The 12,052-nt window shown below is 38.4% G+C and carries 11 protein-coding genes and 1 pseudogene; all 12 read left to right on the top strand.

Annotated features, from left to right (window positions below; all coding sequences use genetic code 11):
* The first annotated feature begins 4 nt into the window (after positions 1-4).
* The 12 genes and pseudogenes from mgsA (at position 5) to AC58NB_RS06905 (ending at position 11,732) form a co-directional block, all read left to right on the top strand.
* Positions 5-409, top strand: coding sequence for a methylglyoxal synthase (gene mgsA, locus AC58NB_RS06960; protein WP_497426108.1), 405 nt, complete (start codon positions 5-7; stop codon positions 407-409).
* An 11-nt stretch (positions 410-420) separates the two neighbouring features.
* Complete coding sequence (bshB1, locus tag AC58NB_RS06955) at positions 421-1,122, top strand: bacillithiol biosynthesis deacetylase BshB1 (protein ID WP_497426107.1); 702 nt, start codon at positions 421-423, stop codon at positions 1,120-1,122.
* A 2-nt stretch (positions 1,123-1,124) separates the two neighbouring features.
* Complete coding sequence (gene bshA / locus AC58NB_RS06950) at positions 1,125-2,276, top strand: N-acetyl-alpha-D-glucosaminyl L-malate synthase BshA (protein WP_497426106.1); 1,152 nt, start codon at positions 1,125-1,127, stop codon at positions 2,274-2,276.
* On the top strand, positions 2,273-3,457 hold the full coding sequence (locus AC58NB_RS06945) for a CCA tRNA nucleotidyltransferase (RefSeq protein WP_497426105.1): 1,185 nt from the start codon (positions 2,273-2,275) through the stop codon (positions 3,455-3,457). Before bshA ends, AC58NB_RS06945 begins: the two co-directional genes overlap by 4 nt.
* Entirely contained in the window at positions 3,430-4,422 is a 993-nt protein-coding gene (locus AC58NB_RS06940) for a biotin--[acetyl-CoA-carboxylase] ligase (protein WP_497426104.1), read from the top strand. The genes AC58NB_RS06945 and AC58NB_RS06940 overlap by 28 nt, the downstream gene beginning before the upstream one ends.
* A gap of 314 nt (positions 4,423-4,736) precedes the next feature.
* Positions 4,737-5,573, top strand: coding sequence for a 3-methyl-2-oxobutanoate hydroxymethyltransferase (panB, locus tag AC58NB_RS06935; protein WP_497426103.1), 837 nt, complete (start codon positions 4,737-4,739; stop codon positions 5,571-5,573).
* Entirely contained in the window at positions 5,570-6,412 is an 843-nt protein-coding gene (panC, locus tag AC58NB_RS06930; protein ID WP_497426102.1) for a pantoate--beta-alanine ligase, read from the top strand. The genes panB and panC overlap by 4 nt, the downstream gene beginning before the upstream one ends.
* A gap of 20 nt (positions 6,413-6,432) precedes the next feature.
* A pseudogene (locus AC58NB_RS06925) lies at positions 6,433-6,549 on the top strand (aspartate 1-decarboxylase); the annotation flags it as partial.
* A 600-nt stretch (positions 6,550-7,149) separates the two neighbouring features.
* Positions 7,150-9,747, top strand: coding sequence for an exonuclease domain-containing protein (locus AC58NB_RS06920; protein WP_497426101.1), 2,598 nt, complete (start codon positions 7,150-7,152; stop codon positions 9,745-9,747).
* Positions 9,748-9,852: 105 nt separating this feature from the next.
* On the top strand, positions 9,853-10,023 hold the full coding sequence (locus tag AC58NB_RS06915) for a YpmA family protein (protein WP_497426100.1): 171 nt from the start codon (positions 9,853-9,855) through the stop codon (positions 10,021-10,023).
* Between the two features lie 17 nt (positions 10,024-10,040).
* A complete protein-coding gene (locus tag AC58NB_RS06910) occupies positions 10,041-10,517 on the top strand; it encodes a cell wall elongation regulator TseB-like domain-containing protein (protein ID WP_497426099.1) in 477 nt (158 codons plus the stop codon).
* 18 nt (positions 10,518-10,535) lie between these two features.
* Positions 10,536-11,732, top strand: coding sequence for a pyridoxal phosphate-dependent aminotransferase (locus AC58NB_RS06905; RefSeq protein WP_497426098.1), 1,197 nt, complete (start codon positions 10,536-10,538; stop codon positions 11,730-11,732).
* The last annotated feature ends 320 nt before the right edge of the window (positions 11,733-12,052 follow it).

The raw sequence follows: 12,052 nt of genomic DNA, 5'->3' as shown, positions 1-12,052 counted from the left end.
ATATATGAAAATTGCGTTAATTGCACATGATAAAAAGAAAGACGATATGATTCGATTTACGATTGCTTATAAAAATATATTGTCAGAACATCAACTTTTTGCAACTGGTACAACAGGGAAACGAATACAGGATGAGACAGGATTATCCGTGCATCGTTATCAATCAGGACCGCTTGGGGGCGACCAACAAATAGGTGCGATGGTAGCAGTGAATGATATAGATATCATTATCTTCTTTAGAGATCCGTTGACTGCTCAGCCGCATGAACCTGATGTCTCTGCATTGATGCGTTTGGCAGATGTCTATTCAATTCCATTGGCAACAAATATGGGAACGGCAGAAATGTTAATACACGGGTTGGAACGTGGAGACCTGAAATGGAGAAATATTGTTAGGGAAAAGGAGTAACAAAATCCAGAATGAAAACAGACATACTATGTTTTGGCGCCCATTCCGATGATGTAGAAATCGGAATGGGCGGTACAATCGCTAAATATACAGATAAGGGTCATACCGTTGTGATTTGTGATTTGACGGAGGCTGAACTCTCGTCAAATGGTCATCCTGCTAATAGAATCAAAGAGGCCAATCAAGCAGCTGCTGTTTTAGGGGTAAAGGAACGATTAAATCTTAATATGGGGGATCGCCAATTATATCCCACACCTGAAAACATCTCCAAGATTGTTTCAGTCATAAGGATGTACAAGCCTGAAATTATCTTTATACCTGCCGTTCCTGACCGCCATCCGGATCATGGTCATTGTGCATCATTGGTCGAAGAAGCTGTCTTTTCTGCCGGTATCCGTAAATATGAGGATAAACAAAAGCTTGAGGCACATAAACCAAAATATGTCTTCTATTACATGATTAATAGCTTCCACCAACCGGATTTTTGTGTGGATATTAGCGACTATTTTCAGTGTAAATTATCCAGTTTGAAAAGTTATTCTTCTCAATTTATTAAATCAGATGATGGGGTGATGACACCTCTTACAGAAGGGTATCTTGAAGCGATTGAAGGCAGGGAACGGGCCTATGGGAGAGAGACAGGCGTGTTATTTGCAGAAGGTTTTAAAACGAAACAAACTCTTTTACTAGATCAAGATTTGTTAGGTGGATAGATATGAAACAATTAAAGATTGGAATTGTGTGTTATCCGACAGTCGGCGGATCTGGAATCGTAGCGACAGAATTAGGAATCAAGCTAGCAGAGAAAGGACATGAAGTTCATTTTATAACGTCCAGTGTACCATTCCGTTTAAAACGACGTTATTCGAATATTTACTTTCACCAGGTTGAAGTCAATCAATATGCGGTTTTTCAATACCCGCCTTACACGTTGTCGTTGGCTAGTAAGATTGCAGAAGTTGTTAAAATGGAAGGGCTTGATATCATTCATGCCCATTATGCCATGCCGCACGCAGTCTGTGGGATCTTGGCCAAACAAATGACAGCTCAGGGTTTAAAGGTGGTTACGACTCTCCATGGAACGGATATCACTATCCTGGGCTATGATGCATCCCTTCAGGACATGATTAAGTTTGCTATAGAAAAATCCGATGCGGTCACAGCGGTTTCCCATGCCCTTGTCCAAGAGACCTATGAGTTAATTCAACCAGACAAAGAAATCCAAACAATATATAATTTTATCGATTATCCAGCTCCTGAACCGGATGCAGATAATATGGATCATTTAAAAGAGGAACTTGGAATTGGAAAGAATGAAAAGGTTGTTATTCATGTTTCGAATTTCCGAAAGGTGAAACGTGTGCCGGATATTATTGATACATTTGCTGCAGTGGCAGACAAAATTCCAAGTAAACTGTTGCTGGTTGGTGACGGCCCTGAAATGACGTTTGTCAGTAAAAAAATTAATAAGATGGGACTGCAGAATAAAATTATTCTGTTAGGAAAACAAGAAAATTTACAGGAGCTTTATGCCATCAGTGATGTTTGTGTGCTTATGTCAGAAAAAGAAAGCTTTGGATTGGTTCTTCTTGAGGCAATGATTTATGGCGTGCCGTGTCTTGGAACAAATATTGGGGGAATTCCCGAAGTAATCGAAGATGGGATGAATGGATATACCATTGAACTGGGAGATATCAAGGCAGCCTCCATGCGATTATTGGAATTACTTGAAAATGATTCATTGAGAAAGCAGATGGGCAAACAGGCAGTTCATATGATAAAAGATCATTTTCAAACAGAGCATATCGTGAATCAATATGAAGACCTGTATTACTCATTACTAGAAAATGGGGAGAAAGATGAATGAATGAAGAGTTTAAAAGAGCACGTCCTGTCCTGGAACAGTTAACCTCCAAGGGATATGAGGCTTATTTTGTTGGAGGCGCAGTTAGAGATACATTAATGGGTAAAGAGATTGATGATGTGGATATCGCGACCTCAGCGACCCCGGAACAAGTGAAGGAGATTTTCACTCATACAGTGGACGTTGGAATTGAACATGGAACGGTTTTGGTGCTTTATAAAGGGGAGTCGTTTGAGGTAACCACATTCAGGACGGAAGCTGCTTATAAAGACTATAGACGGCCTGATTCAGTAACTTTTGTAACCTCCTTATATGAAGACCTAAAAAGAAGGGACTTTACCATGAATGCCATTGCGATGGATCAAGATGGTAAAGTGTACGATCCATTTAATGGTGAAAATGCCATCCATACAAAAATAATCCAAACAGTCGGCCAAGCTGATGAACGGTTCAACGAGGATGCACTAAGAATCCTTCGCGCAGTTCGGTTTGTCAGTCAGCTTGGTTTTACTCTGCATGAGGAGACGAGACAGGCACTAAGGAAGAATGCTCATTTACTTGCGCATATTGCTCAGGAGCGAAAAACAGCCGAATTCCAAAAATTGATTCTTGGTCAGTATCCGGAAATAGGGTTAAAAATAGCCGCGGATGAAGGATTGCTTACATATTTTCCCGAACTGGGGCGATTTGCGGAACAAATGGAACCGTTTCTTAAGCTCCCTTTAACCCGATGTGAATCGTTTGAAGAATGGTTGGCTATGATTGCTCTTTTTAATGGTCAGGATCAATCGATGTACAGACAGTGGAAGCTTTCTACCAATCAAATGAAAAAAATAGGAATGCTCGTCAATGAAACGAAGAAAAGGGAAGATTCCTTATTCACGCCCTACACGATTTATCGGCTCGGCCTTGAAAATACACAGAGTGTCGAACGGGTTTGGTCTGTGTATCGTAATACCAAACCGAATTTTGAAGACATAACAACTATACATGCTCAAATGCCGATTCATAAAGATTCTGTTTTAGAGGTTACGGGCAACGATTTAATGAGATGGGCTGACAAAGCGGGAGGGCCATGGATCAAAGAGATCATGGAAGAAGTGATTAACGGAATTCTGGACCATAGGGTTCTGAATGAAAAGGAGTTAATTAAACAATGGCTCATTCAAGAGAACAAACTATAAAGAATGAAATTGCCAAAGCATTTACTAATGCGGGAGAGGATTATATATCAGGACAGGTTCTGGCAGATTTAGTGGGGTGTTCACGAGTAGCCATTTGGAAGCATATCGATCAGCTGCGTCAGGATGGTTATGATATTGAGGCGGTTAAGAAAAAGGGGTACCGGCTACTAAATAAACCAGATTCTCTAACTTCCACTGATATTTTAATGGGATTACAGACTGAATTTGTGGGGAAATCAATCTATTCTTATGATACAGTCACATCCACACAAGTCATTGCAAGAGAACTTGCGGGTAGTGGTGCTAAAGACGGCACAGTTGTGATAAGCGATGAACAAACAGAAGGAACGGGACGATTAAAAAGAAAATGGCATTCTCCTTCAAATGGAGGCCTCTGGCTGAGTTTGATTTTGAGACCTGATATACCTCCCTATCAAGCTCCCCAGCTTACCTTGTTAACAGCTGTCGCTGTTGTTCAGACGTTAAATAAAATCAGTGTTGATGCCGGTATTAAATGGCCAAATGATGTATTGATTCACGGCAGGAAAATCGCGGGTATATTAACCGAGCTTCATGCAGAATCGGATCAAATTCATCATGTCATTATCGGCGTTGGGATAAACATCAATCAGGAGTATGAATCGTTTCCTGATGAATTAAAAGAGATTGCCACCTCGGTTTTAATCGAGAGGAATCAAAGAATGGACCGTTCTGAATTTTTACAGAACTTATTTAAGAACTTTGAAGAACTATACATACTTTTTCTAAAAAAAGGCTTCGAACCAATTAAACAACTATGGGAAAAGCATTCAATTACAATCGGAAAAAAGGTTACAGTTGATAATCCGCGCGGATCCTTGACTGGCATTGCAACGGGAATCAATCATGATGGCGTATTGATAATAGTGGATGATGACCAAAAAACTCATCTGGTTTATTCAGGAGACATTACAGTACATCCGTAAAATTCAAAATTTGAATAGGGTTAATGGTGAAGTTAGTTGTTGTAAAAAGAAAGCGTTTAATAATTTAGTTAATATATGGCAAATAAAAATGACTGAATGTTATAATTTATAAAAGGGCGGGAGCGGAAACGACCTGCACCTTTAAGGTAAAGTCATTGATTTATAGATTTATAATTCTGCCTGTATCCAAGATTAGGACCGGGACAGAGGGATAAAAGCTATTATGCCAATCAATCCTTCTGTAATAGGAAGGATTTTTTATTTGGAAAAATAGGTTTTTCGCTCCTCGGAAGGGAAAAGGAGGAAAGAAAAGTATGAAATTTGCTATGGATTTTTTGAAACTAAAAGAAAAACGAGAAAAAATTTCTATGCTAACTGCGTATGATTATCCATCTGCTAAATTGGCAGAACAAGCAGGGGTCGATATGATTCTTGTCGGCGACTCCCTTGGAATGGTTGTGTTAGGATATGATTCTACAGTTCCTGTCACTATGGAGGATATGATCCATCATACAAAAGCTGTAAAAAGGGGTGCACCTAATACATTTATCGTAACGGATCTGCCATTTCTAACCTATCACTCAACGATAGATGAGGCGTTAAAAAATGCAGCCAGACTGATGCAGACAGCAGGAGCAGATGCGGTCAAAATGGAGGGTGCCGGTGAGGTTATTCTTAAAATCAAAGCAATGACAGATGCGGGTATACCGGTAGTGGCGCATTTAGGGTTAACACCACAATCAGTTGGTGTACTTGGCGGCTACAAGGTCCAGGGGAAAACCCGTGAAGCGGCGATTAAATTACTGGAAGACGCACAGAAATGCGAAGAAGCCGGAGCTATGGCTGTTGTGCTCGAATGTGTACCTTACCAGGTCGCTGAAACTATATCTAATCAACTAACGATTCCTACCATTGGGATTGGTGCAGGTAACGGAACAGATGGTCAGGTTCTCGTTTATCATGATGTTCTGTTATACGGCGTTAGCAGGGTGGCGAAATTCGTTAAAACATATACCGATTTAAATAGTGTGATTAGCGATGCTTTGTCTGAGCATATAAAAGAAGTAAAGTCAGGAGTCTTTCCTGACCGTGACCATTCATTTACGATGCAAGAAGAAGAACGATCCTCGTTGTATGGAGGAGAAAGATGAAAATTATCAGCCTGATAAAAGAATTACGTGAAGCGCTTGATATGGAGAGGGAACAGAGACGATCCATCGGATTTGTTCCGACAATGGGTTTTTTGCATGAAGGACATTTATCTCTCATTGAAAAAGCAAGAGAAAATAATGATATTGTAGTCATTAGCATTTTTGTAAACCCGCTGCAATTTGGACCGAATGAAGATTTTGAAAAGTATCCACGTGATCTGGCTCGGGATGAAGAACTGGCCCGAAAAGCCGGTGTGGATTATCTATTTTACCCAACTGTACAAGAAATGTATGGCGATAAGCAAACGGTGGCAGTAAAGGTTCAAGAACGCACCGATGTCTTGTGCGGTAAATCTAGACCGGGACACTTTGATGGGGTCGCAACGGTTTTAACAAAATTATTTACGATTGTTCATCCGAACCATGCTTACTTCGGGTTAAAAGATGCGCAACAGGTTGCTGTAGTGGAAGGGCTTATCTATGATTTTAATTTCCCGATTGAATTGATAGGCGTAGAGATTAAACGTGAAGAAGATGGGCTTGCTCTCAGCTCGCGAAATATCAATCTGACAGAAAAAGAAAGAGTGGAAGCTCCTTTTATCTATCAAAGTCTTTGCAAAATAAGACAAGAATTGCAAAATGGAGCCGGTCCAAAAGAAGCATTAGAAATGGGAAAACACTTTTTACAAAGTCATATCAGTGGAAAACTCGATTATTTTGAAGTGTTAACCTATCCTGAGTTAAGCGAGATTAATGAATATGATCGGAAAATCATCTTCGCAGTAGCTGTCCAATATACGTCCGTCCGTTTAATCGATAATATTATCATAAATCTTTAATCGTCCAATGAAAGAGAATTATGTTTCGAAATATGATGAACGCAAAACTTCACAGAGCCACCGTTACAGAGGCTAATTTACACTATGTAGGCAGTATTACGATTGATGAAGATTTATTGGATGCAGTCGATATGCTTTTTACAAAGGGGCTGGAACATAAGTATTTCAGTCAATGATAACCCCGAACTATTAGGTGATATTTTTAATAAATATTTCGCCTAATAGCTCGGGTTTTTATTTATTTTCTATAGTCACTCCTGTATACCATTATTAAACTTAGTGGAATGTAGCGGAAGCCAATCGACTCCTGCGGGAAGTAGAGGAAAGGTTGAGACCTGAGCAGGCGTAGCCGAGGAGCTAAAGCCTTCCTCCCGGAAAGCGAGTGGAGTAAGCGCGCAACAGAACGAACTTTTTCTTCCAACTTAACTCTTTAATAAGTAAAAGTCGATTAATTTAGACATCGTTCATCTTTCAGGATTTTTTATAAGTTATGTCCCAGCTTCATGTTTTTTTAAATCCCTAACCATACTTATGAATCTTCTTTGATTAATAAGTGTGGTTTTGATATAACAGTAGGTAATGGGTTACGATAAAAGGAATAAACGAATTACATTCCTTCGGTAGTCTAACGATGAGATAAATAGTATGATTAAAAATAACAGTTTATCTTTATTGTGAATTCATGATAATCAACTGGAACAGGGCAAGTTAGAGAAGAAGTAAGCAGGTGTTTAAAAATGAAAAGTAAGTATGTAGTGATTGATTTGGAGACAACGGGTAATAATCCAAAAAATGGTGATCGAATTATTCAAATCGCTGCTATTGTCATAGAGCATGGAAAGATTGTAGACCAATATTCCTCTTATATAAACCCAGGCAGGTCCATCCCTCTATTCATACAGGAATTAACAGGTATATCTGAAGCAGATGTGGAGAAAGCGCCTACCTTTAAAGAGTTGGCACCCTATATTATCGGTGTGTTGGATGAAGCTGTTTTTGTTGCTCATAACGTATTATTTGATTTGACATTTCTGCAGGCTGAATTGGAACGTGTCGGCTATGAGAGGTTCCTTGGTGATACAGTTGATACAGTAGAATTAGCAAAAATCGTCAACCCTGAAATGTCGAGTTTTAAACTGGAGGAGCTAGGGAAAGCTTATGGTTTTCTTCATGATCGTCCACATCAAGCTGACAGTGATGCTTATGTAACGGCCCTTTTATTCTTAGAGTTTTACACTCAATTGAAGAGATTGCCGAAACCTACTATTAAATCCTTATATCGATTATCCTTTTTATTAAAAAGTGAGCTTAAAGAACTATTGGCTGAGATTATAGAGGAATATTCAACGGTGAGTGAGCCGTGGAGACCAGATTTGGATATCTACCGTGGAATCGCAATCACAAAAGAGAAACCAATTCCGCATCTTATCGATCGACAGGATGAGAAGAACTCTGTTCCTTTGGATGAACAAGGCATCCAGATTCTTAAAAACACCTTGAAAGATCATAAAATCAGTTTAGTAGAAGATGGTACTAACAATTTTGCGGGGCATTTAAAAGCCGTTTTTGAGTTTGCCAGTGAAAACAAAGCTCAGGTAACGATTGCTATGCATTCAAAATTCACCATAAAACAAGTAATGGATTCTATTTATAGTGATCATTCGTTAAATCCGATACATAAACAAATTAGTATTTTGCATTCAAAGGAGCAGTATTTAAGCTTGCCGAAATTTGAGCAAACACTGCGAGAGAAACAGCAAAATTATGAGAGTACCATCGCAAAAATGCAATTATTAGTTTGGCTCACGATGACCAATACAGGCTGTTTGGAAGAATTGAATTTATCTTCCGGTGGAAAAGAGTTTTGGAAGGAAGTATCACACCATGCCAGTCTGCACCCACGCTTGCTTAAGCCATGGACAGAACGGGATTTCTATACAAGACAAATTATGAAGTCTAAGCAGTCAAGGATTATTCTCACAACTCACAAGAGCCTTGTTTCAGATATACAGACAGGAGATTTTTTAAGCAGTAACCCCTATTATTTGATTGAAGAAGCTACTTATTTTCCTTCTTCCGTTCAAAGAGGATTAACGAAAGAGATGAGTTATGTAGAGCTGAGAAATCTTTTGAATAAAATTGGTACTTTGGATAATCGTCAATTACTAAGAGCTGTTACAACACTCCTAAAGGAAAAAACGGTTGAACCATTTAATGAAAAACAAGTAATGGTGATCTTAGAAGAGGTCGGGAGTCAGATTGAACGGTTTTTCGAAACCCTATTCATCTTTGGAATTAAAAACAACACGGATATGGATGGACCCAGAGCTCAGTGTAAACTGGATACCACCAAATATAACGACATACAAATCATGCATAAATTAAAAAGAGAAGCAATTGAATTGTATGAATCCATGAATTCTTTATTGGATCAATTCCATCAAATCCTTTCGATATTAAACCAGATACCCATCGAGAAATTAAAGCGAAGCCAGCTTAATATGATTGATGAGTTAACCAAATTAACTTTAGAAATGAGTGTAATCCGTTCTAATGTAAATAGGTTCTTTAAAGACCAAGATTCAAATGACCTGGTTTGGATGAACTGGAATCTAAAAGGACATAAAAATTCATTGCAACTTTATGCACGGCCATTGTCGGTAGCAAAGTGGATTCAAGATTACATTATACAGCCGCATCATACTTTATTTCTTTCAGATGTTCTGACTGTGGAAGGATCTTTTTATTATATTTCCAGGGAATTGGGAGTTTTGGAAAACAGTGTTTTCAAAAAAGTGATTCCCCCATTAAAGCGCCATTATTTAACGATTCTGCCTGAAATCAATGGAAAAACAGTTCATTCTGTTATTGATTTGATACGAAACCAACAAAATCATTTAATTCTCTTATTTCATTCACAAGAATCGATGAAAAAAATATATAATGAGATGAAGGGATTAACTGATTTTAAACATATACAGTTGCAGGCACAGGGACTATCTTCGGGTTCGGCTATCAAAATGCTGAGAAATCATCTGGCCATTAACCAATCCATTCTATTAATGACGTTCTCAGGTTGGAATGAAGTTAGGTATGCTTATGATGGAAGTTCCAGGATTATAATGGTTGAGGCGCCAGTCCAAATGAATATGAATCAGTCAGATGAGGATGTATTATCAGAGTTAATCATTAATCTAAGAAGTCAGTTAAATGCTTTCCCCGATTATGATAACAGTGGCATATGGGTCTTACTCGAGAATGAATTGATTAGGCGGGAAAAAGAACAGTTTAAACAAGGCCTGAATTATATAAACTTAATTTACAAGAATAAATAAGCATGTAAAATTGATTGATCTAACAAAAGACTCTGACTATTTTATTCTGATATAATGTGAACGACGCTGGAATAAATAGAACGTTACATTGTGGGGGGAATTAAAATGGGCAGTAAAGTTGAACAGTTATCAAGTGTAAAAGTAACTTACACAAGTGATTTATATAAAATCGTTGATTCTCTCAATAAAACACTGAAAAAAGAGGATTTAATGTTTGGTTTGGCATTGGATAAACAAGACCAGCAAACGGCCGTTTTTTCAATCTATCGTACATAATTTGAAAGGATGCAGACATGAAAAAAGTAATTTGGAGCATAGCGATTATTATCCTGATTGGCAGTGGTCTCTATATACAGGCGATTTATGCCGGTGACAGTCCCAAAAATGCTGCTAAGAAGAATGCAGAAGAGGTTGCCCGGGAAACTGCCAAAATGACAGATGTGGATGATTTTTATTTATATAATGGAAATGAAACATGGAGTGTCATAACGGGAAAAACAGCAGATGGCAAAAAGATTGGTGTTTGGGTACCGGATGATAAAAAGAAAAAAAGCCAGGTTATTGCTCTTTCAGAGGGTATTAGTAAAAAGGAAGCCATCGCAATCGTAAAAGAGAAAAAGAAGGTAAGTGAAATTGTATCCGCCCATCTTGGGATGGAACATGATCAACCCTTATGGGAAATTACCTATAAAAATAATAAAGGTCTCTATGGTTATTACTACCTGAATTTTAAAACAGGTGATTTAATACGTAATTATGATAATTTGTAGGATGGAGATGGAACTGAGATGAAATTAGCAAACAGAGTATCAGCATTAACACCATCATCAACACTTGCGATAACAGCAAAAGCAAAAGCGCTAAAAGCACAGGGACTCGATATCATTGGATTGGGAGCCGGGGAGCCGGACTTTAATACGCCTGGAAACATACTTGAAGCAGCACAAAAGTCTATGCAGGATGGTCAAACAAAATATACTCCATCTGCCGGATTGCAATCCTTGCGTGAGGTTGTAGCCGATAAACTTTTAAAAGACCAGGGCTTAACCTATAGTACTGATCAAATTTTTATCGCTTCCGGTGCAAAACATGCCTTGTACACTCTTTTTCAAGCGATTTTAGATGAAGAAGATGAAGTGCTCATCCCAACTCCTTACTGGGTAAGTTATCCGGAACAGGTCAAATTAGCTGATGGGGTGCCTGTCTATATTGAGGGGAAGGAAGAGAATCAGTTTAAAGTAATGCCTGAACAAATTGAAGAGGCCATTACTGAAAAAACGAGAGCGCTTATTATCAATTCACCAAGTAATCCAACCGGTATGATTTATACGGCTGAAGAATTGAAAGCAATTGGAGAAGTTTGTTTGAAACATGATATAGTGATAGTTTCAGATGAAATTTATGAAAAATTGGTGTATCATAACGACCAACACATTTCGATAGCCGAGCTTTCAGAGGAGCTTAAACAGCAAACCATCGTAATTAATGGAGTTTCTAAATCTCATTCCATGACAGGATGGAGAATTGGATATGCGGCAGGTGATCAGGCTTTAATTAAAGCGATGACGAACCTGGCCAGCCATAGTACGTCCAATCCAACAACGACAGCTCAATATGCAGCTATTGAAGCATACACAGGGCCGCAGGATCAAGTAGAGGTCATGCGAAGTGCTTTTGAACAAAGATTGGATGCCATTTATGACCAATTGCTCGAGATTCCTGGTTTGACTTGTCTTAAACCTCAGGGAGCCTTCTATCTTTTCCCAAATGTCTCAAAAACAGCGGAAATGTGCGGTTTTCAAAATGTGGATGAGTTTGTAAAAGATTTATTGGAAAATGCTCTTGTAGCAGTTGTACCTGGCTCAGGTTTTGGAGCACCTAATTACATTCGTTTATCCTATGCAACATCGTTAGATTCACTTCGTGAAGCTGTTAAACGTATAAAAGAATATGTTACGAATAAAGCAGCAACTAAAGCTGAATAAATAGAGAGTGATAGATGCGGCAACGTAACGGCCCCTTAAGGAAGATGCCTAATCTGCCTCTAAGGGGTGTTTTTATGAATGATTTTTTTTAGCTGAACAGTGAATGGAAAGTTATCCTTATGTTAAAATTTATCTACATTCCAGGCGAAGATAATAGACATTACAGGTCTAAATACAAAAGGATTTAGAGATTATTTCTTAATTGGCAGAGACTGTTAAATGAAAGACAATGTATCGGAATTATTGATTTTATTTACAGGTGAAAATTTGTATTTGCTTGTCTATTTTTGTACTTGTATAATGAATAGGGTACATAACCT

It is taken from the genome of Pradoshia sp. TA40_28, assembly GCF_059694525.1.
This window is presented reverse-complemented; position numbering and strand designations above follow the sequence as displayed.

Coding starts and splice junctions, on each gene's coding strand:
- mgsA (WP_497426108.1), top strand. CDS start 5: ATGAAAATTGCGTTAATTGCACATGATAAAAAGAAAGACGATATGATT.
- bshB1 (WP_497426107.1), top strand. CDS start 421: ATGAAAACAGACATACTATGTTTTGGCGCCCATTCCGATGATGTAGAA.
- bshA (WP_497426106.1), top strand. CDS start 1,125: ATGAAACAATTAAAGATTGGAATTGTGTGTTATCCGACAGTCGGCGGA.
- AC58NB_RS06945 (WP_497426105.1), top strand. CDS start 2,273: ATGAATGAAGAGTTTAAAAGAGCACGTCCTGTCCTGGAACAGTTAACC.
- AC58NB_RS06940 (WP_497426104.1), top strand. CDS start 3,430: ATGGCTCATTCAAGAGAACAAACTATAAAGAATGAAATTGCCAAAGCA.
- panB (WP_497426103.1), top strand. CDS start 4,737: ATGAAATTTGCTATGGATTTTTTGAAACTAAAAGAAAAACGAGAAAAA.
- panC (WP_497426102.1), top strand. CDS start 5,570: ATGAAAATTATCAGCCTGATAAAAGAATTACGTGAAGCGCTTGATATG.
- AC58NB_RS06920 (WP_497426101.1), top strand. CDS start 7,150: ATGAAAAGTAAGTATGTAGTGATTGATTTGGAGACAACGGGTAATAAT.
- AC58NB_RS06915 (WP_497426100.1), top strand. CDS start 9,853: ATGGGCAGTAAAGTTGAACAGTTATCAAGTGTAAAAGTAACTTACACA.
- AC58NB_RS06910 (WP_497426099.1), top strand. CDS start 10,041: ATGAAAAAAGTAATTTGGAGCATAGCGATTATTATCCTGATTGGCAGT.
- AC58NB_RS06905 (WP_497426098.1), top strand. CDS start 10,536: ATGAAATTAGCAAACAGAGTATCAGCATTAACACCATCATCAACACTT.